Annotated in this window: 19 protein-coding genes and 2 pseudogenes; 13 read left to right on the top strand and 8 right to left on the bottom strand. The window is 69.6% G+C overall.

Annotation, left to right across the window (positions count from 1 at the left end; all coding sequences use genetic code 11):
• Window positions 1-115: 115 nt before the first annotated feature.
• The 6 genes from ACWCRB_RS34920 to ACWCRB_RS34895 all read left to right on the top strand — a co-directional run bounded on the left by ACWCRB_RS34920 (window position 116) and on the right by ACWCRB_RS34895 (window position 5,827).
• Complete coding sequence (locus ACWCRB_RS34920) at window positions 116-751, top strand: TetR/AcrR family transcriptional regulator (protein ID WP_450999885.1); 636 nt, start codon at window positions 116-118, stop codon at window positions 749-751.
• 326 nt (window positions 752-1,077) lie between these two features.
• Window positions 1,078-2,820, top strand: a complete 1,743-nt coding sequence (locus ACWCRB_RS34915; protein WP_450999884.1) for a sensor histidine kinase — start codon at window positions 1,078-1,080, stop codon at window positions 2,818-2,820.
• Window positions 2,817-3,224 (top strand): roadblock/LC7 domain-containing protein, encoded by a 408-nt coding sequence (locus tag ACWCRB_RS34910; RefSeq protein WP_450415521.1) that lies wholly within the window; start codon window positions 2,817-2,819, stop codon window positions 3,222-3,224. Before ACWCRB_RS34915 ends, ACWCRB_RS34910 begins: the two co-directional genes overlap by 4 nt.
• The gene (locus ACWCRB_RS34905) at window positions 3,221-3,688 is read left to right on the top strand and encodes a DUF742 domain-containing protein (protein ID WP_450999883.1); all 468 of its coding nucleotides are present in this window, start codon (window positions 3,221-3,223) and stop codon (window positions 3,686-3,688) included. Before ACWCRB_RS34910 ends, ACWCRB_RS34905 begins: the two co-directional genes overlap by 4 nt.
• Window positions 3,669-4,289, top strand: a complete 621-nt coding sequence (locus ACWCRB_RS34900) for a GTP-binding protein (protein ID WP_450415519.1) — start codon at window positions 3,669-3,671, stop codon at window positions 4,287-4,289. The genes ACWCRB_RS34905 and ACWCRB_RS34900 overlap by 20 nt, the downstream gene beginning before the upstream one ends.
• A 74-nt stretch (window positions 4,290-4,363) precedes the next feature.
• Window positions 4,364-5,827 carry a cytochrome P450 gene (locus ACWCRB_RS34895; protein ID WP_450999882.1) on the top strand — a complete coding sequence of 488 codons (1,464 nt, stop codon included), beginning with the start codon at window positions 4,364-4,366 and terminating at the stop codon, window positions 5,825-5,827.
• An 18-nt stretch (window positions 5,828-5,845) separates the two neighbouring features.
• Here the strand turns inward: ACWCRB_RS34895 and ACWCRB_RS34890 are convergent, their stop codons facing one another.
• A complete protein-coding gene (locus ACWCRB_RS34890) occupies window positions 5,846-6,787 on the bottom strand; it encodes an RluA family pseudouridine synthase (RefSeq protein ID WP_450999881.1) in 942 nt (313 codons plus the stop codon).
• Between the two features lie 401 nt (window positions 6,788-7,188).
• Between ACWCRB_RS34890 and ACWCRB_RS34885 the strand changes: the two genes are divergently transcribed.
• On the top strand, window positions 7,189-7,962 hold the full coding sequence (locus tag ACWCRB_RS34885; protein ID WP_450999880.1) for a glucose 1-dehydrogenase: 774 nt from the start codon (window positions 7,189-7,191) through the stop codon (window positions 7,960-7,962).
• Here the strand turns inward: ACWCRB_RS34885 and ACWCRB_RS34880 are convergent.
• The 6 genes and pseudogenes from ACWCRB_RS34880 to ACWCRB_RS34855 all read right to left on the bottom strand — a co-directional run.
• Window positions 7,916-8,161, bottom strand: a pseudogene (locus ACWCRB_RS34880) (LEPR-XLL domain-containing protein); the annotation flags it as partial. The gene ACWCRB_RS34885 and the pseudogene ACWCRB_RS34880 sit on opposite strands and share 47 nt — an antisense overlap.
• Window positions 8,160-8,924, bottom strand: coding sequence for a terpene synthase family protein (locus ACWCRB_RS34875; protein WP_450999891.1), 765 nt, complete (start codon window positions 8,922-8,924; stop codon window positions 8,160-8,162). The pseudogene ACWCRB_RS34880 and the gene ACWCRB_RS34875, both read right to left, overlap by 2 nt.
• Window positions 8,819-9,430 (bottom strand): annotated as a pseudogene (locus ACWCRB_RS34870) (DUF6192 family protein); the annotation flags it as partial. The pseudogene ACWCRB_RS34870 and the gene ACWCRB_RS34875, both read right to left, overlap by 106 nt.
• 695 nt (window positions 9,431-10,125) lie before the next feature.
• Window positions 10,126-11,691 (bottom strand): amino acid permease, encoded by a 1,566-nt coding sequence (locus tag ACWCRB_RS34865; RefSeq protein ID WP_450999879.1) that lies wholly within the window; start codon window positions 11,689-11,691, stop codon window positions 10,126-10,128.
• 498 nt (window positions 11,692-12,189) lie between these two features.
• Window positions 12,190-13,038: a siderophore-interacting protein gene (locus ACWCRB_RS34860; RefSeq protein WP_450999878.1), complete on the bottom strand. Its 849-nt coding sequence runs from the start codon at window positions 13,036-13,038 to the stop codon at window positions 12,190-12,192.
• Window positions 13,039-13,249: 211 nt separating this feature from the next.
• Window positions 13,250-14,182 (bottom strand): 5'-3' exonuclease, encoded by a 933-nt coding sequence (locus ACWCRB_RS34855; RefSeq protein ID WP_450999890.1) that lies wholly within the window; start codon window positions 14,180-14,182, stop codon window positions 13,250-13,252.
• A 222-nt stretch (window positions 14,183-14,404) separates the two neighbouring features.
• On the opposite strand from ACWCRB_RS34855, the gene ACWCRB_RS34850 reads away from it, so the two are divergent.
• The 5 genes from ACWCRB_RS34850 (at window position 14,405) to ACWCRB_RS34830 (ending at window position 20,014) form a co-directional block, all read left to right on the top strand.
• Complete coding sequence (locus ACWCRB_RS34850; RefSeq protein WP_450999877.1) at window positions 14,405-15,484, top strand: quaternary amine ABC transporter ATP-binding protein; 1,080 nt, start codon at window positions 14,405-14,407, stop codon at window positions 15,482-15,484.
• Window positions 15,477-17,315: an ABC transporter permease/substrate binding protein gene (locus tag ACWCRB_RS34845; protein ID WP_450999876.1), complete on the top strand. Its 1,839-nt coding sequence runs from the start codon at window positions 15,477-15,479 to the stop codon at window positions 17,313-17,315. The genes ACWCRB_RS34850 and ACWCRB_RS34845 overlap by 8 nt, the downstream gene beginning before the upstream one ends.
• A gap of 474 nt (window positions 17,316-17,789) precedes the next feature.
• Window positions 17,790-18,359 carry a helix-turn-helix domain-containing protein gene (locus tag ACWCRB_RS34840; protein WP_369035829.1) on the top strand — a complete coding sequence of 190 codons (570 nt, stop codon included), beginning with the start codon at window positions 17,790-17,792 and terminating at the stop codon, window positions 18,357-18,359.
• A 114-nt stretch (window positions 18,360-18,473) separates the two neighbouring features.
• Entirely contained in the window at window positions 18,474-19,274 is an 801-nt protein-coding gene (locus ACWCRB_RS34835; protein ID WP_450999875.1) for a methyltransferase domain-containing protein, read from the top strand.
• Complete coding sequence (locus ACWCRB_RS34830) at window positions 19,271-20,014, top strand: helical backbone metal receptor (protein ID WP_450999874.1); 744 nt, start codon at window positions 19,271-19,273, stop codon at window positions 20,012-20,014. Before ACWCRB_RS34835 ends, ACWCRB_RS34830 begins: the two co-directional genes overlap by 4 nt.
• Here the strand turns inward: ACWCRB_RS34830 and ACWCRB_RS34825 are convergent.
• Entirely contained in the window at window positions 19,941-21,095 is a 1,155-nt protein-coding gene (locus ACWCRB_RS34825; protein WP_450999873.1) for a TDT family transporter, read from the bottom strand. The genes ACWCRB_RS34830 and ACWCRB_RS34825 overlap by 74 nt on opposite strands.
• Window positions 21,096-21,165: 70 nt before the next feature.
• Between ACWCRB_RS34825 and ACWCRB_RS34820 the strand changes: the two genes are divergently transcribed.
• On the top strand, window positions 21,166-22,089 hold the full coding sequence (locus tag ACWCRB_RS34820; RefSeq protein WP_450999872.1) for a LysR family transcriptional regulator: 924 nt from the start codon (window positions 21,166-21,168) through the stop codon (window positions 22,087-22,089).
• Window positions 22,090-22,237: the final 148 nt, after the last annotated feature.

The following is a 22,237-nucleotide window of genomic DNA, read 5'->3' as shown; positions in this document are numbered from 1 at the left end:
TCGCCCGACAGAAATTAGGTGGGCGGCGAGACATCGGAATTGCCCGTGTGTTTCCACCCCGTTACCGATTGCTCACGAAGATCGCCGGACCGGTCGGTATGCGAGGATCGAACGCATGGGAACGACGGGCGGGTCGGGTGGACGGCGGGTCGGCAGGCCGCGGGCCGCGCAGCGGCCGGACAGCGGGGTCGCTCCACGAGCCGAACTGCTCGCCGCCGCCGCCGAGTTGTTCACCACCCGAGGCTACGCGGCCACCACCACCCGGACCATCGCCGAGCGGGCCGGGATGCGCCAGGCATCCATGTACCACTACGTCTCCGGCAAGGAGGAGCTGCTCGCCGAGCTGCTGGAGTCGACCGTCACCCCCTCCTTGACATTCGCCCGAGGGCTGCTCGCCGACGACACGACCCCGGCCGGGGATCGCCTGTGGGAGCTGTGCCGCACCGACGTCGAACTGCTCTGCGGCGGCCCGCACAACCTCGGCGGCCTCTACCTCCTCCCCGAGGTGCGCGCCGAACGCTTCGCCGGCTTCCACGCCGTACGGGCCGAACTCAAGGACGCCTACCGGCAGTTGCTCGCCGCTACGGCCGCCGGTGGGGCGCTCGCCAAGAGTGAGCTGGATCTGCGGACCGATCTGCTCTTCGGGCTCATCGAGGGCGTCATCCTCGTACACCGCTCCGACCCCGAGCGCCCGGTCTCCGTCTTCGCGGAAGCCACCGCGGACGCGGCGCTGCGCATCGCCGGCATCTGAGGCAGGGGCGCTCCCGAGGGCTCCGAGGGGCCCGTTCACCCATCACGGTGAGTGGTTTTCGTACGCCTGGACGTCGTGACGCATTGTGTGCGATTGCATCCGCAGCGTGCAAATGAGGCTGAGGGTACTCCAGTCGCAAGGGGCATTTCAGAGGCTTGCCGAATATGACACGGCGTTGATCCGGTCGGACTAAGCTCGCCCGCAGCGCACCAAGTTGGGATGTATTCGTGCGCTTGTTCCCAAAAATACCGAAGATCCAGACAGTTCCCAGACGTACCCCACAGCAAGTTCCCCCAACCCCAGCCGACCTGTCTCAGAGGGCATACATGGTGAGTGTTCAATCGCCTCCCGGTGGCCGTGAACTTCCCTACGCGCGCGTGCTGTTGCTGCCTGCCATAGCGATGGCCGGGGCGACCGGAGCAGCCGGCGCCCTGGTGACAGGGCCGGCCCGCATCGCCGTCGGCTGGTGCGGAGCCATCGCCACGGTCCTGGTCGTCGCGGTGGCCGCCGAAGTGGTCCGCCGTGGCCGTACCGTCCGTAGCCTGCGGGCCGAGCACGCCCGTCACACTGCGTATCTGGAGCGGCGCATCGCCGCCCACGACGAGGACTTCGAGCGGCTCGGCAAGGAGATCCTGCCGTACGCGCTCCGCATGATGCGTGGTGTCGGTTCACCCTCAGAGGTGATTCGCCACATGGGTATGGCGGACTCCCCGTACCGCGAACTCCCGGTACCGCAGAACAAACTGCTGCTCCTGGTCATGGAGATCATCGACCACGAGGAGGCCATGCGGGACGGCTCGCAGCGCGCGTTCGTCAGCATCGCCCGGCGCGTCCAGTCGATCGTCCACCAGCAGGCCAACGAACTCCGGGAGATGGAGGAGGACCACGGCCGCAACCCCGAGGTCTTCGACGACCTCCTGCGCATCGACCACGGCACCGCGCTGATCGGCCGTCTCGCCGACTCCATCTCCGTGCTCGGCGGCGGCCGGCCCGGACGTCAGTGGCCCGAGCCCGTCGCGCTGTACAGCGTGCTGCGCGGTGCGATGTCCCGGATCCTGGAGTACCGCCGTATCGACCTGACCTCCATCGCGAAGGTCCAGGTCGACGGCAACTCCGTCGAACCGGTCATCCACGCGGCGGCCGAACTCCTCGACAACGCCACGCGCTATTCGCCGCCCCACACCAAGGTGCACGTCACGGCGACCGAGGTGCAGACCGGCATCGCCATCGAGATCGAGGACGCCGGCGTCAGCCTCAGCGAGGAGTCCCGCAAGCGCGCCGAGGACATGATCGCCCGCGCCCAGGCCGGCTTCGACCTCAACGACCTCGGCGAGGCCCCGCGCCTCGGCCTGGCCGTCGTGGGACGCCTGTGCGAGGCGTTCAACATGCAGATCTCGCTCAGGCAGTCCGCGTACGGCGGTGTCCGCGCCATCCTGGTCGTGCCGTCCGAGATGCTCACCAGCAAACCCGGTGTCGGTCTCGCCCACGGCATCGGCGCCACCGCCGCGCCCAAGCCCGAACTCGGTGCGGTGGAAGGCCCCAAGCGCCCGCCCAAGAAGCGCCGCCCCACGACCGGCCCGCGAATCCCGGCCTCCGTCTCCATGGAGGACGACGTCCCGGAGGTCACCGAGTGGACCGAGAACGGCCTGCCGCAGCGCCGCAGCCGGGTCACGACTCCGCTCAGCGAGCGGTACGCCCGCTCCAGGGCCGCCGAGGCCGAGATGGAGGCCGACCCGGAGCTGCGGAAACTGTGGGAGCCCGAGTCGCAGAAGAAGAAGCCCAAGGAGGACGAGCCCCTGCCGGGCCTGTGGGTCGAGGCGTTCATGGAGGGCCTCAAGGGCGACCCGGACCCCACGGCCTTCACCAGGAACCCCGACGACCCGACGACGTTCTCCGGCCACCCGGACGACGCGGCCGACTACGTGTTCCCGGGCGACTCCACGGCCCCGGGCGGCCACCCGGACGACCTGGCGGCCTTCGGCGGCCGCCGGGAAGACCCGACCGCACCCAGTGCGACCAACCAGCAGCCGGCCCACGCTGAGGCCGACGACGAGGGGGACCTCAAGTGATCTCGCAGCGAGCCAACTTCGACTGGATGCTCAAGGCACTCGCCGACGGCGTACCGGGTGTCCAGCAGATCGTGGTGCTCTCCGCCGACGGCCTGCGCATCGCACGCTACGGCGGCGACCCCGACGCCGCCGACCGTGTCGCCGCCGCCTGCGCGGGGCTGCAGAGCCTCGCGGGCGCCGTCGCCCACGAGATCCCGGGCAGCGACGGCACGATGAAGATGGTCATCATCGAGGTCACCGGCGGCTACTTCTACCTGATGGCCGCCGGTCCCAACGCCTACCTCGCGGTCCTCGCCAACGTGGGCGCCGAACCCGGCAGCATGAGCCACCACATGCGTGACCTCGTCATCCGCATCGGCGAGCACCTCACGAGTCCGCCCCGGCGGAACGGGCAGACCGTATGACTCCTCCGCAGCGCCGACGGCGCTATCCGATCAAACAGGAACCGCCCCCCGAGCCGCTCCTTCTGAGTACGGCCGGTACGGAGGGCGGCGCGGGCCCGGAGGGCGCGGAAGGTGCGGAGGGCAAGGAGGGGGAGGGGAAGAACCCCGAACGGCTCTATGTGCTCACCGGCGCGGCCCAGGGCGGCGAGCGCGCCCCCCTCGACCTCGTCACGTTAATCGTGGCGTGCGCCGATCCGACGCCGTCCGCCTCGCCGGAGCAGTCGGCGCTGCTCCGCCTCTGCAAGGCCCCTCTGTCCGTGGCCGAACTCTCGGCCTACCTCAACCTGCCGTTCAGCGTGGTGACCGTCCTGCTCACCGAGCTGCTGACGGCCGAACTGGTCCAGGCGCGCGACCCGCTGATCCGCCAGTCGCTCGCCGACCGTTCCCTCCTCGAAGCGGTGATGCATGGACTTCAAAGGCTCTGACACCATCACGGGTCCACGGACCGAGGACCGCCTGCCGCACTCCACCCAGGCCGCGGTGAAGATCGTGATCGTGGGCGGATTCGGCGTCGGCAAGACGACCATGGTCGGCTCGGTCAGCGAGATCAGGCCGCTGACCACCGAAGAGACCATGACGCAGGCCGGCATCGGCGTCGACGACAACTACGGCTCCGACTCCAAGACCGCCACCACCGTGGCCATGGACTTCGGCCGCATCAGCATCACCGACCAACTGGTGCTGTACCTCTTCGGCACCCCCGGCCAGGAACGCTTCTGGTTCCTCTGGAACGGCCTGTTCGAAGGCGCCCTGGGCGCGGTCGTCCTGATCGACACACGGCGCCTGGAAGTGAGCTTCGACGTGATAGGGCGACTGGAGGAACGAGGCGTCCCCTTCGTCATCGCCGTCAACTCCTTCCCGGACGCCCCCCGTTACCCGGTCGAGGACCTGCGCTCGGCTCTCGACCTGGCCCCGGAGATCCCGATCGTGGAGTGCGACGCCCGAAGGCGGGCCTCCAGCCGGGACACGCTCATGACGCTCATGCGCTTTCTGCATTCGTTGGAGATGACGAAGGCGTCGGTGTGAGCGCGGCGATCAGCAATCCAGCACACCCCCAACTCTTCTGACACCGGATCCACTTCAGTTTCGGAGCCATCAGCATGACGCCTGAACCCCTCTCCCCGACCAGCACGGACGACACCGCCCTCAGCCCGCCCCCCGGCTGCCCCGCTCATGGCGTCGGCCCCGGCGGACTGCGCCGGCTCTACGGCCCCGAGGCCGAGGACCTGGGAGCCGTGTACGAGAAACTCCGAGCTGAACACGGCGCGGTGGCCCCCGCGCTGCTCCACGAAGACGTGCCGATCTGGGTGGTGCTCGGTCTCAGCGAGAACATTCACATGGTGCGCACTCCCTCGCAGTTCAGCCGCGACACCCGGTTGTGGACTCCCCTGAGGGACGGCACGGTCAAGCCGGATCACCCGCTCATGCCGCACATCGCCTGGGAGCCCATCACCTGCCACACCGAGGGCGACGAGCACTTGCGGCTGCGCGGAGCGGTCAACGGCGCCATCTCGACCATCGACCATCGGAGCATTCGCCGCCACATCAACCGCGTGACCCAGGACCTCGTCAACAAGTTCTCCGAGGATGGCAGGGCCGACCTGGTCGCACAGTTCAGCGAGCACCTGCCGATGGCGGTGATGTGCGAGATCCTCGGCATGCCCGACGAGTACAACGACCGGATCGTGCATTCAGCTCGCGACATGCTCAAAGGCACCGATACCGCCATCGCCAGCAACGCGTACATCATGGACGTGCTGACGCGGCTCACCGCCCGCCGCCGGGCCGAGCCCAGGGAGGACTTCACCAGCCATCTGATCAACCACCCGGCGCGACTCGACGACAAGGAGATCGGCCAGCACCTGCGCGTCGTCCTGATCGTCGCGTACGAGAGCACCGCCAACCTTCTTGCCAACGTCCTGCGGGAGGTGCTCACCAACCCGGGGTTCCGCGCCCAGCTCAACGGCGGCCAGATGACGGTGCCCCAGGCAGTCGAGCAGTCCCTGTGGGACGAGCCGCCGTTCAGCACCATCCTGGGCTACTTCGCCAAGCAGGACACCGAGCTGGGCGGCCAGCACATCCGCAAGGGCGACGGCCTCCTCCTGGGCATTGCGCCGGGCAACGTCGACCCGCGCGTCCGTCCCGACCTCAAGGCCAACATGCAGGGCAACCGGTCCCACCTCGCCTTCAGCGGCGGTCCCCACGAGTGCCCGGGCCAGGACATCGGCCGCGCCATCGCCGACGTCGGCGTCGACGCGCTGCTGGCTCGCCTTCCGGACGTCCAACTCGAATGCGAAGAGCACGAGCTGCGCTGGAGGGCGTCCATCTCCAACCAGCACCTGGTGGAACTTCCGGTGAAGTTCGCGCCCAAGCCCCGGCAGGACGTCACGGCGTGGTCCGCGCACTCGGTGCCGTCACAGCGTCTCAGCAACGGTCAGGTCAGCACGCCACAGTCGCAGACGGCGGCTCCGGAACCCACTGCTGCGGCCACTGCGGCGACGCCCGAACCGGCTCCTCGACCGGGTGTGTTCCGGCGCCTCCAGCGCTGGTGGCGCGGCAATTGAGCCGACCGGGTATGTGGGCTACCCTGCCCAGTCCTCGTACGACGACCAGGCCCGCAGCACGCGCGGGCTGACGAACCGGTGGTCGAGCCCCGTGACCGGATCAGCGAACTCCAGTACTCGCGCCAGAAGTTGGAGCGGGCGCCGGAAGTCACCGTCCGCCACGGGACCGGTCACCACGGGATAGAGGGGATCGCCGAGAATCGGCACCCCCAATGCGCTCATGTGCACCCTCAGCTGGTGCGTCTGCCCGGTACTCGGCATCAGCCGGTACCGGGCACGCCCGTTCCGGTGCTCCAGCAGCTCGACCCGGCTGACGGCATTGGGCTCGCCCTCGACCTCGCGGGCCGCCATGACCCCGCGCTCCTTGACGATCCGGCTGCTCACGGTGCGTGGCAGGAGCAGCGCGGGGTCGTACGGCGCCACGGCCTCGTACTCCTTGGCCACGCGCTTGTCGCGGAACAGCGTCTGGTATGCGCCGCGCTCCTCGGGCCGCACGGTGAACAGCACCAGCCCGGCCGTCAGCCGGTCCAGCCGGTGCGCCGCGCCCAGCGTCGGGACGCCCAGCTCCCGCCGCAGCCGCGCCAGAGCAGTCTCGGCGACATGGCTGCCGCGAGGCGTGGTGGCCAGGAAGTGTGGTTTGTCGGCCACCACCACGTGCTCGTCCCGGTAGACGACGTCGAGCGCGAACGGCACCCGCTCCTCGTCGGGCAGCTCCCGGTAGAACCAGACGAACATCCCAGGCACGTATGCCGCGGCCCGCGCCACCGGACGCCCGTCGGCGTCCACGATCCGCCCCGCGTCGAACATCTCATCGATCACCCCGGCTCCGGCCGCGAGGCGTGCCACGAGATGATCCCGCACGGTCGCGTACGCATCCCCGGCAGGCAACCGCACCCGCACCGGATCCACCCCGTCGCGCTGCGGCAGGGGGGAGGGAGGGATCGGAGTTCTGCGTCTCATCACGATCAAGCGTACGAGGGGGGCACTGACATTGACGTCGGTACGCAGGTTCCGGTGGCCGTGGCTCTGACGCCGACGTGACGCCCTGCTGGGCTGCGGGACAACTCGACAAGATCGCGTCACGAGCTCATGCGCCGCGCGCTCTGGCGTTCGGCGATCTTGCGCGCCGTCCTGACGCTTCCAGACCCTGGAGGGCGAGGACCGAGCCAGTTTTGACCAGCAGCCGCTGGGCATGCCCCTGGTGCTGCGTCCGCAGACGTCTGCGAAGAGACGTCACCGGGCGCCGGCGCACCGGTGCCACCGCTGACCACATCTGTCACTCCCCTGGGAAACGTGCTTGCCGACAACTCTCCAGAGCGATGGGGCAACTCTTGACCTCCACCGCAGCGAAGGGGTATTCCATGGAATCGGACAAGAGGCAGCTACTGGAAGGCAAGACAGCTCTCATCACCGGAGCGAGCTCGGGTATCGGCCGTGCGGCAGCGCAGGTCTTCTCCGCTCATGGAGCTCAGGTGCTGCTGGCGGACATCGATTCCGAGGGCGGCCGGCAGACCGTCGAACTCGTGGAACGAGCCGGCGGCAAGGCCCACTTCATCACCACTGACGTACGCCAACCCGACGAGGTCGCCGCCATGGTCGAGGCTGCCGTCACGTATTTTGGCCGCTTGGACTGCGCGTTCAACAACGCCGGTATCGACGGCCAGATGAAGCCGTTGGCCGAGTCCACGATGGACAACTGGAAAGAAGTCATCGGGGTCAACCTCACTGGAGTGTGGCTGTGCATGCGGGCTGAGATCCGCCAGATGTCGGCTACGGGCGGCGCCATCGTCAATACTTCCTCCCTCGCCGGACTGGTCGGGTTGGGTTTGGGGCTGTCCGCCTACGTCGCGGCCAAGCACGGGGTGGTCGGGCTCACTCGGGCCGCGGCGCTCGAGTGCGCCTCTCAGGAAATCCGGGTGAATGCCGTATGCCCCGGAGTGGTCCGTACCCCGATGCTCGACGACGCCATTCGGCTGGGCGCCCTCAGCGAGGAACAGGCCCGCGCCATGCAACCGTTGGACCGGGTTGGCCGTCCTGATGAGATCGCGCAGGCCGCAGCCTGGCTCTGTTCGGATCACGCCTCGTTCATCACAGGGCAAGCTCTGGCAGCCGACGGAGGCGCGACCGCGGCATGACGCACGTGAAGCCGAACGGACTTGGACACTCCTGAACAGCTGTCGTCCAGCCGAACCTGGTGATGGCATTTTCGCTGGTCAGGCACAGAGTCGGTGATTTTCTCCGGGGTGGGTGCATGCCCGCCGGAGCGTTTACGCGGTGCTGTCTCCGAAAGGCGGCAACACCGCCGACATCAGCCGACATCAACAGTCTTGGCTCATTCGTCGCGGAAGCTCAGCCACTCCATCTCCCCGGTGTACCGGGGAGAGCTCCGGCACCAGTAGTAGGAGGACGCGCAGCTCGATCGCAGATCGTCGACGAAGGTGTAGGTCTTCGCCCGGTCTGGCAGAGAGACACCGCGAGCTTCCAGTGATGCCGGCAGCTGGGCTTCCGCTGCGAGGAAGTCGGCAAGGTGCTCACCCAGCATCGACACCACCGTGTCTATCGCCTTCTGGCGTGAGCAGCCACGCTCGCGTTCGACGACGAGCACCATGTTGTGAGGCTCTCCCTGAGCTGCCTCCTTCTCGAACGAGAAGAGGTCGTCGACCAGGTTGAGACACCACACATTCGCGTCGTAAAGGGTTCGGAACACCGGATCGGCATGGACCTCGGGCGTCAGCTCGAAACCCCGAAGGCGCTCGGTCATGTCGAGTATGGGAGGCATGTATCCGGACCGGTACCGGATGTCGCGGTACTCCTCGATCGTGGGGAAGTGGCTCTCCGCGATGTTGACAACCTCAGTGAGGAGGGCGGCGAAGACCTTTGTCCAGTTGGTTGCCGCGCGCCTGCGGTATCGGGCCGACATCCCCTCGCACTGGCGGTCCCACACATCGGCGAAGAAGTCGACCCGGCCGTCTCCGTTGCCGCCGGCGCCCTCTATGACGCCGGTGAACGTCTTGATGAGCGACTCCGCGTCCTGTGCGTCGAGGCCGTCGAAGGCATCGTCGACCAGGAACAGCCAGGCGAAGAAGTCCAGCCCCAAGTCCAGTTCTTGTCCGTTTGCCTCAGGCCACCACCCTCCGACGATGTCGGGGCACCGTTGGGCCAGGTAGACCTTCTCCGGCAGGCAGAAGTTCCGCAGCCGCTGCACATGTTCTGGCAGAGCATGTGCCAGCCGGGGATTTGTTCGTAGGGCGAACGGAACGTCGAGCTCAAGAGGTGGCATAACGATGTCTCCTCACGACGAGTCGCTGACGATCTTGAGGTAGGAATCCCCCTGGAATGCAGGGCATGGGGACCCGGAACTGGGCGGGTGCAGTCGCTGCCGCAGTGACTGCGACGTCGGTGGGTCAGGTTGTGGATCGCCTCTGCCTTCGCCTGGACGATCTCCGGAGAACCGGTCTTCCAACCCACCGCCCGCTTCGAGTTGTTGCGTGTCCGCCTCGGCAGACCTCTGCTGGGGTGGGGTCGGAGGGGCTCAAGACGCGCCCGTGCATCGGGGATACTGGCCAGAACCTCGCGGATGGTGCACGAGACATACGCCTGCTGTCGCGCCTTCGGTCAGTGTGAAGACGCCGACCAGGAGCCGCGGAGCATCGTTTGAGCAAGTCCCGCATGCTCGGCGAACATCCGGATGGCCTCGCTGACGGTGAGCAGATCGTCCTTCCCGGACGAATTCGCACCTCTATACGATACAACCGTATCGGGTCGATCTCCAGAGCGGCATCTCCGAGACGCCGCTTTGTGCTGCTCATCGGGGCCACCCAGTCGTGCCCCGGCTTGACCAGCTCGTCGCGGCGATCCCGAGTCGCACTGCCGGTCGTCGAGGGCATCCGGACATCACCCCCACGGGCCCGGGTGCGACACCTGTTCATGCCGTCAACTCGCCCTGCTAGCCCATTACTTCGCAGCATGCGATGCCATCGGGTAGGTGGAAAGGGCGTATGCCCCGGCGCATGGAGCGGGCGTATGCGCGGCCCCACACCCCACTCCGCCCAGTGCGCCGCCTGTGTCAAGCCCGTTTTGCGGCAGCCGGGAGAGCGGTACGTTGCCGAGGCAGGACGTTCGATCTCGACCGTCCATGACGTTCCGCACTCCTGGCAGGTGGATGTCGCGTCGGCCTTCATCGCCTCGGTTCTCGTCCGCGGCTGCCCCGAGAGCGGCCGCGGTTGCTGCAGGGCGGCGGTGTTGCCGGGCGAGGCGGCGGTGCCTTGGACACTAGACGCAGGGCATCACCACGGACGCTACCGAGTAGGTGCTCGGAGAGGTTCCTCAGAGGCCGGTTTCTGAACCGAGTGCCTTCGTTGTGCCCTCACGGCGCGGTACAGCACCCCACCCCCCACCGTGACCCCCAAGAACAACACCGTGAACCACTGGAAGTACCAGTGCCCGCCCGCCGGGTCGTACACCGCCGCGCGCGGCCAGGCCAGGTTGATGGTCATGAAGAGGCCGTAGAGGAGGGCGAGGGCGTTGATCGGGATGCCCCAGCGGCCCAGGGAGAAGAGGGGCTTGCCCGTCTCGTCGGTGCCTGTCGTGGTGAAGGTGCCCTTCACACGGCGTAGGAGCAGCGGACCGGTCACCATCGCGTACGCCAGGTACAGCATCACGATGCACGTCGTGCCGATGGCCAGGAAGGCCTCCGGGGACGCGAAGTTGAGGAGGAGCAGGGCCGCCGCCAGGACGCCGACGACCAGGGCCGGGGCGCTCGGCATGCCCGTGCGCGGGTTGACCTTGGCGAGGCGGGCCGAGAAGGGGAGCTGGCCGTCGCGGGCCATCGAGAACAGCATCCGGCACGCCGACGTCTGGATCGCCAGCGTCGCCACCGCGATCGCCACCACCACGTCGACCAGCAGGGCACGCCCCACCCCGTCGCCGAGGCTGCTCGTCAGGACGTAGCTCAGGCCCTCGACGCCGAGCCGGCCATCCGTGAGGCTCGGGGCGGCGAGCAGGCCGGCGAGGATGATCAGGCCGCCCAGCAGGCCCGCCGAGGCGAGCGCGGTCAGGATCGTGCGGGGCGCTGTGCGCCGGGGGTTGTGCGTCTCCTCGCTCATCTCGCCCGCGCTGTCGAATCCGATCATCACGTACGCCGCCGTGAACGAGCCCACCAGCAGCGCCCCGAACAGGCCCGACTCCAGGGCTGTTCCGGTGTGGAAGGTGATGCCCGGAGTGCGCTCGGAGTGGGTCAGCAACAGCACGATGATCAGGACCGCGCCGATGATCTCCGCCGTCACGCCGACGCGGTTGATCAGCGACATCACGCGGTTGTCGATGACGTTCACGAACGTCGTCAGGGCCAGGAGGAACACGCCGAGGATCGCCGCGTTGGCCGCGCCGCTCGCCGAGGTCGGGGCCGGGTCGTCGCCGACCAGCTGGAAGCCGGACCAGATTGCGGGCATGACGACCTGGAGCGCGAGCGCGGCCGCCGCGACCACCACGATCTGCCCGATCACCATGATCCAGCCGGCGAACCAGCCGAAGGTGAGGTTGGAGAGCCGGGACGACCACTGGTAGATCGCGCCGGAGATCGGATACTGCGCGGCCAGCTCCGCGAAGCACGCGGCGACCAGCAACTGGCCGATCAGTACGGCCGGCCAGGCCCAGAAGAAGACGGGGCCGCCGAACGCGTACCCGAAGGCGAAGAACTGGAAGACGGTCGTCAGAACGGAGATGAAGGAGAACCCGGCCGCGAACGAGGCGTACCGGCCGAGGCTGCGGTGCAGTTCCTGGCGGTAGCCGAACTCGGCGAGGGAACGGTCGGTGGACGGCTCCGGTGGATCGGGGCGTACGTCGGAGTCAGCGGTGGTGGTCACGGCGGGACCTGCCTTCGGCGCGGAATTCCTGTCGGGTGACAGAAATTAGGGAGGCGCTGTTTCGCAGGGATGTCGCGGCCGTATCGAGGCGGGGCCCAAGTCCTCACGTGCCGGCGGCGACCGGGAAATCGGGCAACTGGGCGATGGGGCGACTGGGCAGCTTGATGAGGCTCGGCGGCATGGTACTGGCTCGGGGGTCGTTCCCGCCCGGTGTCTTCAGGACACCGCGTAGCCGTGGTGAGGGCATGGCGGGAGGCGTCGCGCGGGGGCGCGCAGTCGATCTCCACCCGCCGACCGGATCATCAACCGGTTATCAACCGGATCATCAGCCGGGCCATCAACTGGGCTATGGGTGCGGGGAGTTCGAGGCTGCGCGACCAATCCGGCGGGAGCCGTCCGACCGTCCCGAGTGTGGATGTGCGAATGCAGAACCCGGGCCGGCGGGGCCCGGGTTCTCGTGGGGCCGGGTTCTCACGGGCCCCGAAAGCTCACCGAAGCTCAGGAAGCTGCCGGTTCCGCGGCCTCCTGCTCCGCCTCCACCTGTGCGTTCCACTCCCGCTTCGACGCCTGCCAGCCGTCCTCGTTGTGGCCGAGGCGCCAGTAGCCGGAGATCGAGAGGTCCTCGCGCGGGATCTCGCGCTCCACCCGCAGCAGTCGGCGCAGCTCCTTCACGAAGGCAGCCTCGCCGTGCACGAACGCGTGCACCCGGCCCGCGGGGAACTCCAGGGCGCGTACGGTCTCCACGAGGGCCTGGCCCAGGGGGCGTTCGCCGCGGTGCAGCCAGTGGACCTCCACGTCGGAGTCGATCTTCTGCTCCTCCTCGGGGCCGGCGACCTCCACGAACGCGTACGCCTTGGCGCCGTCGGGCAGCGCCTCCAGGGCACAGGCGATCGCGGGCAGCGCGCTCTCGTCCCCGACGAGCAGATGCCAGTCGGCGTCCGGGTCGGGGCCGTACGCGCCGCCGGGACCGCCGAAGGAGACCGTCTCGCCCGGCTGGACGCGCATCGCCCAGGGGCCGGCCAGGCCCTCGTCGCCGTGCAGGACGAAGTCGAGGGTCAGCTCGCGCAGTTCGGGGTCCCAGGCACGCACCGTGTAGGTGCGCGTCACCGGCCACTGCTCACGCGGGAACTCCGCACGGACGCGCTGCATGTCGAAGGGCTCCGGATAGGTGACGCCCTCGGCCGGGAACAGCAGTTTCACGTAGTGGTCGGTGCGGGTGCCGGCCGTGAACTCGGCGAGGCCGTCGCCGCCCAGGACCACGCGTTGCATATGTGGAGTCAGTCGCTCGGTGCGGACGACCTGCGCGGAGTGGGTCTTCGGAGCCCTGCGTTCCGGGCGCTCTGCCATGACGGCCTCCCTGTTCCCTTTGCTTAGGCTTACCTAAGTTAGCATCTCCCCCTTGGAAATCCCTGTGGCCCGAGGTGTTTTGTTTCGTAAAGACGCCTCAAAAAGAGAGTGGTGTTCTCTGTGGTGAGGGTGTCGTTCTCCCCGGGTGAGGGTGTCGTGCCTGATGGTGGGGCACGAGTACATCGTGCCTCGCCCCGGGGGAAGCGGTACCTCAGCTTCCCAGTGTCGTGAGCAATCTCTCCAATGACCCGCCAAGTCCCCAGCGGGCCGCGAGCGCGTCGAGCATCTCGGGGTCGTGAGGAGTACGCGGCACCGCCGTGTTGACGTCCGGCAGCGGAACATCACCCGCGACCAGTACGACCTTGGGCGCGACCTCGACGTACGGCCGTGACTCGTCGAGCCGTTTCCGCTGCGACGGCGTCAGCTTCGCCTTCGGGTCGTCGACCGCGGCCATGATCCCGGCCAGGTCGCCGAACTCGGCCAGCAGCTTCGCGGCCGTCTTCTCGCCGATGCCGGGTACGCCCGGCAGCCCGTCGCTCGGATCGCCGCGCAGCAGCGCCAGATCCGCGTACCCCCGCCCGTCCACGCCGTACTTCTCGCGCAGCCATGCTTCGTCGGTCAGCTGCAGGGTGCCCACGCCCTTGAGCGGGTACAGGACCCGCCTCCCGCGCGCGTCGTCGACCAGCTGATACAGGTCCCGGTCGCCGGTGACGATGTCCACGGGGCCCTCGGCGCGGGCGGTGAACGTGCCGATCACATCGTCCGCCTCGTACCCCGGGACGCCCACGCGCGCGATCCCGACCGCGTCCAGCACCGCCTCGATGATCGGCACCTGGGGCGACAGGGTGTCCGGCACCTCCTCCTCGTCCGGACCGACCTCGCGCTCCTCGGCGACGCGGTGGGCCTTGTACGAGGGGATCAGGTCGACCCGCCACTGCGGGCGCCAGTCCGCGTCCATGCAGGCCACGAGGTGGTCCGGCCGGTGGTCCCTGACCAGCCGGTCGATGAATTCGAGCAGCCCGCGCACGGCGTTCACCGGCGTGCCGTCCGGAGCCTTCACGGACTCCGGGACGCCGAAATAGGCGCGGAAATAGAGCGAGGCGGTGTCGAGAAGCATCAGTCGTCCGGTCACGCCTCGCATCATGCCGTACGCCACTGACAGTCACCCCGGGCCGTCAGATCCCGAGGGCCATGTTGCGCCTGCGAAGGCCTTGTGAACTGGCCCACTCGCCCGTTTGCCCACGTCGGACAGGGGCAGGCGCGGCCACGGACGAACCCGGTTGTTCGCACAACCGTCGCAACCGAACTACACGACCGAAGAGCACCACCGAAGTGCACGACCGAAGTGCACGACCGAGGAGCACCCTTGTCATCCAGGCTTGAGGCCGAGCATCTGTACAAGGTGTTCGGCAGACGACCCCAGGACGCGGTGAAACGGCTCGAACAGGGAGCCGACCGCGAAGAACTGCGCGACGACGGCATCACGGCCGCCGTCATCGACGCGTCCTTCACGGTGGAACCCGGCGAGATCTTCGTCGTCATGGGCCTGTCCGGCTCCGGCAAGTCGACCCTGCTGCGCATGCTCAACGGCCTGCTCGAACCCACCTCCGGACACGTCAGCTTCGAGGGCCGGAACCTGACCGCGCTCGGCGACCGCGAACTGCGCGCCGTACGGGCGAGCAGGATCAGCATGGTCTTCCAGCACTTCGCGCTCTTCCCGCACCGCAGCGTCCGTGAGAACGCCGCGTACGGCCTGTCCGTGCAGGGCGTGCCCCGCGCCGAGCGCGAGCGTCGCGCCGACGAGGCGCTCGCCCTGTGCGGTCTGGCCGGCTGGGAGGACTCGTGGCCCGACGAGCTGTCCGGCGGTATGCAGCAGCGCGTGGGCCTGGCCCGGGCGCTCGCCACCGACGCCGACCTGCTGCTCATGGACGAGTCGTTCAGCGCGCTCGACCCGCTGATCCGCCGGGACATGCAGGACCAGCTCCTGGAACTCCAGAAGACCCTCAAGAAGACCATCGTGTTCATCACCCACGACCTCAACGAGGCCATGCGCCTGGGCGACCGCATCGCCGTCATGCGCGACGGCCGCATCGTCCAGACCGGCACCGCCGAGGACATCCTCGTCCGCCCCGCCAACGACTACGTCGCCTCCTTCACCAAGGACGTCGACCGCTCCCGCGTCCTCACCGCGGGCGCCGTCATGGACCCGCAGACCCACGGTGACGAGGCCGACTGCGACTGCGCGACGGCGACGCCCGACACACCGTTCACCGAACTGTGCGCCCTCAGCGCGCGCGTGCCCCACCCGGTCGCCGTCCTCACCGAGGACCGCGAACTCGTCGGTGTCGTACCGCGCCAGCGCCTCGTCGGCTTCCTCGGCGACCAGCAAGGGGACCCCGGGCCCTGTACCGACTCGCGCGACGGGGAGGTGACCGCCCGTGCCTAGGATCCAGCTCGGCGACTGGGTCGACGACGGCGTCAGCTGGCTCGTCGACCACATGTCCTGGCTCTTCGACGCGATCAAGACGGTCGTGGAGGGCCTGTACGACGGTATCGACGCGGTGCTCACCGCCCCCGAGCCGCTGCTCCTGGCGGGCATCCTCGCGGTGGCCGCCTGGTGGCTGCGCGGCCTGGTCGCGGGCGTCCTCGCGTTCGCCGGATTCGCGCTCGTCGACTCGATGGCCCTGTGGGACAAGGCCATGTCGACGCTTTCCCTGGTGCTCGTCGCCACCCTGATCGCCCTGGTGATCTCGGTCCCGCTGGGCATCTGGGCGGCCCGCTCCCGGACGGTCAGTGCCGTCGTACGGCCCGTCCTGGACCTGCTCCAGACGATGCCGTCGATGGTGCTGCTGATCCCGGCGATCCTGTTCTTCGGGATGGGTGTCCCGGCGGGTGTCGTCGCGACCCTGATCTTCGCGCTCGCCCCGGGCGTACGCATGACCGAACTCGGCATCCGGCAGGTCGACGCCGAACTCGTCGAGGCCGCCGAGGCGTTCGGCACCCCGCCCCGCGACACGCTGCTGCGTGTGCAGTTGCCGCTGGCGCTGCCGACGATCATGGCGGGCGTCAACCAGGTCATCATGCTCGGCCTGTCCATGGTCGTCATCGCGGGCATGGTCGGCACCGGCGGGCTCGGCGGCGCCGTCAACGAGGCCATCGGCCAGCTCGACATCGGCCTCGGCTTCGAGGCGGGCCTCGGGATCGTCGTCCTCGCCATCTACCTCGACCGGATGACCGGCGCGCTCGGCGCCCAGATCTCCCCGCTGGGCCGCCGCGCCGCCGCGAAGGCCCGTACCGCGGGCACCGCCAAGGCCTGGAACTACCGCCCTCGCCCGGCGATCGCGCTGGCCGGTGTGCTCGTCCTGGCGCTCGTCGCGGGCGGCCTCGGCATCTTCGGCTCCTCCTCGCAGGACACGCAGGCCACTGGCGCGGACGTGGGCCAGGGCAAAAAGGTCACCATTGGCTACATCCCCTGGGACGAGGGCATCGCCACGACGTTCCTCTGGAAGGAGCTGCTGGAGGAGCGCGGCTTCGACGTCACGACCACCCAGTACGCGGCCGGCCCGCTGTACACGGGCCTGGCGACCGGCCAGATCGACTTCCAGACGGACTCCTGGCTGCCCGTCACCCACGCCGAGTACTGGAAGAAGTACGGCGACCAGCTCGACGACCTGGGCAAGTGGTACGGCCCCACTTCCCTGGAGCTGTCCGTCCCCTCGTACGTGAAGGGCGTCGACTCGCTCGCCGACCTCAAGGGGCAGTCGTCGAAGTTCAAGGGCCGGATCGTCGGCATCGAACCGAGCGCCGGGATGATGGGCCTCCTCAAGGACAAGGTCCTCAAGGAGTACGGCCTGGACGGCGAGTACGAGGTCGTCGACGGCTCCACCCCGGCCATGCTCGCCGAACTCAAGCGCGCGTACGCCAAGAAGGAACCCATCGCGGTCACCCTCTGGTCGCCGCACTGGGCGTACAGCGACTACGACCTGAAGAAGCTCAAGGACCCGAAGGGCGCCTGGGGCGCGGGCGACGGCGTGCACACGCTCGCTCGGAAGGGCTTCGCCGACGACAACCCCGAGGTCGGCGGCTGGCTGAAGAACTTCTCCATGACGGAGGAACAGCTCACCGGCCTGGAGGCGGGAATCCAGCGGGCGGGCAAGGGCAGCGAGCAGGATGCCGTCCGCACCTGGCTGAAGGCGAACCCCGGGCTCGCCGAGAAATGGGCACCGACCGGCGGTTCCGAGGGGAAGAGCGGTGCGAAAGGGGTATCGAACAACTGAGGGAGCCGCTCAGGAGGGGTGGGTCCAACCGGACGGCACGCGCGCGTGTGCGGGTGTCTTTCCGGCGAGGCCCACCCCTCGCGGCGTTCCCGGCCGGACGGACTTGTTCCGCGTACGAGAAGGATCCGGACAACCACGGAGCGCGATGCCATCCCCCTGGCCCGGCCGCCGAGTCGGCCGGTTCCCCTGGTCAGCTCCGCCGCACGCGCGCGTGGGACGGCCCGCGGAGGGGCCGGGCGGCCCGTCCGCTGGCGCGAACCGTGAGGGTCGTGCCCGACGCGGGGCGACCCCGATGTGACGGGCGCATGAAACGGTTTGACGAACATGCGTAGGGTGCAAGGAAGTCATCAGGGAACGCGTCGTGCATGCTTCGGGGTCGATCTGGCGAACAGCCACCGAACACGCGGCGCGATGCGCTGTGATGGGACGTACGCAACCGGGACGCGACGACGAGCCGAGGAGGGAGCCGGAGCTATGGGCGACCACAAAGAACAGCCCCTTCGGGTGGGCGCGGCCGTCCGGCGGCGGCGCCGGGCGCTGGAGCTGACCCTCGCCGTCGTGGCCGAACGCAGCGGCCTGTCGGTGCCCTTCCTGAGCCAGATCGAGAACGAGCGGGCACGGCCGAGCCGCAGCTCCCTGGAGAAGGTCGCCGACGCCCTGCGCACCACCGCGGTCGAACTCCTCGCGGCGGCCGACCCCGCGTGCAGTGTCGACGTCGTCCGCGCGGACGCCCTCGAACCCGCCCCCGACGAGCCCCGGGTGCGCTCCCTCGTCCGAGGCCACCAGCAGCTGCACGCCATGGAGTTCAGCGGCGACCACGACGCGGGCCGCGAATTCCAGCACCGCAACGACGAGTTGATGTACGTCGCCGACGGGGCCGTCGAGGTCGAGGCGGAGGGCCGCGCACACCGGCTCGGCCGCGGCGACACCCTGTACCTCACGGGCGGGGTGCGCCACCGCTGGCGGGCGACCGTGCCGGACACCCGGGTGATCGTGGTGGCGGTGGCCGAACACATCGAGGCGGTGCAGGACGGCCGCCGCTGAGGCATCCGGATGCTCCGGTGTGCAGGTACTGAAATGCCCCTCCATGGACCACTTTTGGGCGGATTGACGATTGCTCCCGCCCCCGTTGTCAGACCCTGCCCCGATACTGGCGACATGTCCGGCACCTCTGCGTACGCCTTCGACAACGCCTCCGAACACGCAGGCGGCCGTTTCGACGCCCTCCAGACCTGCTACGACCCGGTGACGTTCGCGCGACTCGCGGACCTGGGCGTCACCCCCGGCATCCGCTGCGCCGACGTCGGCGGAGGCGGCGGCTCGGTGGCCGCCTGGCTCGCCGACCGCGTGGGACCCGAAGGCGCCGTCCTCGTCACCGACATCGAACCCCGCTGGCTGACCGGCGCGGAGGCGCACGGCACCGTACGGGTCGTCCGCCACGACATCACGCGCGAGGACCTTCCCGAGGGCGACTTCGACCTGATCCACGCCCGTCTCGTCCTCATCCACCTGCCCGAGCGGATCGCCGCCCTCGACCGCATGGTGCGGGCCCTGCGCCCCGGCGGACGGCTCGTCCTCGACGAGTTCGACTGCACCTGGGTGCCGGTCCTGTCGGCGCCCTCGCCCGAGGCGGCCACGCTCTTCGAGACCGTCCACGACGCCCTGATGGACCTCCTGGTCCGCGCCGGCGCCGACCCCCGCTGGGGCCTTCGGACGTACGGCGCCCTGCGCGCGGCGGGCCTCACGGACGTCGCGTCGGCCACCTGGGCCCGCTCGTGGCCGGGCGGCGGAGCCGGCGTCCGACTGCACTCGGTCAACGTGCGCCAGGTCAGGGACCGCCTGGTGGCGGAGTGCGGGGTACCGGACGCGGACATCGACGCATTCCTGCGGCTGCTCGACGACCCGGCGTTCGCCGTCAACTCGTATCCATTGATCAGCACTTGGGGGACACGACCATGAGGGTGATCTCGCTGGTGCCGTCCCTGACGGAGGCGGTCGCGGTCACGGTGCCCGGCGCTCTCGTCGGGGTCACGGACTGGTGCAGTCATCCGGCCGACCTCGGCGACGACGTGGTCCGTATCGGCGGCACCAAGAACCCCAAGGTCGAGCGGATCGTCGCACTCGCCCCCGATCTGGTCGTCGCCAACGAGGAGGAGAACCGCGAACCGGACCTCGCCGCCCTGCGCGAGGCGGGCATCGAGGTGCTTCTCACGGAGGTACGGGACGTGCCGCAGGCATTCCGGGAACTGGAGCGGGTGGTGACCGCGTGCGGGGCGAGCGCACGACCCCGGTGGCTGGACGAGGCGGAGACGGCGTGGTCGGCGCCGGAGCGCTGGTGGCCGACGGCCGGGGAGGGCCGTACGACCGCTGTCGTGCCGATCTGGCGGCGGCCCTGGATGGTGGTCGGGCGGGACACCTTCGCCGGTGACGTGCTGGCGCGGCTGGGAGTCGACAACGCGTACGCGGACCACGCCGAACGCTATCCGCGCATACCGGTCGAGGAGTTGAGGGTGGCCGCGGCGCCCGGGATGGTCGTGCTGCCGGACGAGCCGTACCGCTTCACGGCCGAGGACGGGCCCGAGGCGTTCGAGGGGGTGCCCTGCGCGCTCGTCAGCGGGCGCCATCTCACCTGGTACGGGCCGTCCCTGGCCGAGGCGCCACGGGTGCTGGGCGAGGCCCTGCGAGCAGCTCACCGCTGACCAGCCCCTGGACGGTACGGACGGCGGCGCCGGCCCAGGCGGCCACGAGCAGGACGTACAGGGCGACGGCGAGGAGGTCGAAGGCGACGAGCCCGGTGTGCCGGCCGAGGCTCGCCGCGCCGGTGACACAGGTCCCCACCGGGAAGGTGAAGGCCCACCACGTCATCGCGAAGCCCATGCCCCGGCGCCGGGCGCGCAGCACCAGCGCACCGGCGAACGCGAGCCACAACAGGGCGAAGCCCATGACGGGGACGCCGTAGAGGACGGCGACGGCAGCGGCGATGCCGTGCGGGACGGGGACGACGCCGGGGGCGAGGTCGGCGAAGTTGCCGGCGGCGGTGGTGGACTGGCCGAGCGGGCCCAGGGCCAGGAACAGGGTCGGGGTGAGGACGAGCGGAAGCGGGGCGGTCGTCGACACGAGCCGGGCGAAGACGAGCGGCAGCATCACCAGGGTCGCGAACAGACTCAGCCCGAACATGGCCAGACAGGCATACAGCAGCGCCTGCCGCCCCTGCCCCGGCGGGAGATGGGGGAGGAACAGCGGACCGAGCGCCGCGGACACCATGGGCGCGACGACAGGCAGCAGCCATACGGGGCTGGGGGCCCCGCCGCGTACGACCAGCAGGTACGGGACGGCGACGGAGGCGACGAGCCCGACGACCGTCCCGGCGGTGAACAGGACCGCGTCCAGGGCGAGGGCGGCAGGGAGGCCGATCCAGTCCCGCCCGACGAGGAGTGCGCCACCGCCGACAGCGGTCAGGGCCATGGCGAGACAGCCGTAGAAGGGTGCCGTCGCCGGGTCGAGGAGGTGGGCGCGTGCCTGGTCGTGGTGGTGGGCCCAGTGCAGGGCGCGGGCGCACAGCAGCGCGAGCAGGAGGGCGAGGGAGAGGGCCCAGACGGCCGTGCAGGCGGTACGCAGTCCCGGGATGCCGTCCGCGCCGGGGAGACCGGCACCCGCGGTGCCCACGATGGCGGTGCCCATGACGGGGGCGTACCAGTTGGGGCCGAGGTGGCGGAGGGGACCGAGGAGGATGTGCGGCTGGGGGAGTGGGCGGGCGAGGGCAGGGGCTGCGATGGCCATGTCCTCACGGTCGCGCGGGGTGAGGGCGGTCACCAGGGGGCTTGGGTGAATGAGGGCATAAGCTGGATCTATGGCTGATGTGGAGGGTAGGGCCTCGCGGTCGGCGGGTGTCGCGCACCGGGTCCCGGATCTCGGCGCGATGGAGTTGCTGCTCGCGGTGGCCAGGTTGGGGAGTCTCGGGCGGGCGGCGCAGGAGCTGGGCGTCACGCAGCCGGCCGCCAGCAGCCGTATCCGGTCGATGGAGCGGCAGCTGGGTCTGGCCCTCGTGGACCGGTCGCCGCGCGGATCCCGGCTCACGGACGCGGGTGTGCTCGTCACCGACTGGGCGCGGCGGGTCGTGGAGGCGGCGGAGGCGTTCGACGCCGGCGCGCAGGCCCTGCGGGTGCGGCGCGACTCCCGGCTGCGGGTGGCGGCGAGCATGACGATCGCCGAGTACCTGCTGCCGGGCTGGCTGCTCGCGCTGCGCGCGCTGCGGCCCGAGACGGCGGTGTCGCTGCTCGCCGGGAACTCGGCGACCGTGGCCGAGCGGGTCCTGGCGGACGAGGCGGATCTCGGCTTCGTGGAGGGGACGGGTGTGCCGAGCGGGCTTGACTCGGCGGTCGTCGCGAAGGACCGGCTGATCGTGGTGACGGCGCCGGGGCATCCGTGGGCGCGGCGGCGGAAGCCGGTGGGGGCGGAGGAGTTGGCGGTGACGCCGTTGATCCTGCGGGAGGAGGGGTCGGGGACTCGGCAGGTGCTGGATACGGCGTTGGGCGGGTTGGCGCGTCCGCTGATCGAGTTGTCGTCGACGACTGCGGTGAAGGCTTCGGCTGTGGGTGGGGCGGGGCCGGCGGTGTTGAGCGAACTGGCGGTGGGGGAGGAGTTGTCGACGCGGCGGTTGGTGTGTGTGCCGTTGGCGGGGGTGCGGTTGGATCGGGAGCTGCGGGCGGTGTGGCCGGTGGGGCATCGGCCGACGGGGCCGGCGCGGGAGCTGTTGGGGTTGACGCGGGGGTGAGGGCGGGCTTGTTTCGCCCCCGCCGCCCCTACCCGTCCCATCCCTGGGGGCTGCGCCCCCAGACCCGACCCGGTTCACTCCGGAGAAGGTCTTCGAGAAGTACGGGCTGACGCCGGCCCAGTACCCCGACTTCGCGGCGCTGCGCGGC

The sequence above is a fragment of the Streptomyces sp. NPDC002156 genome (assembly GCF_053593675.1).
Note: the sequence above shows the minus strand (reverse complement) of the source record. Positions and strands in the feature narration are given on the sequence as shown.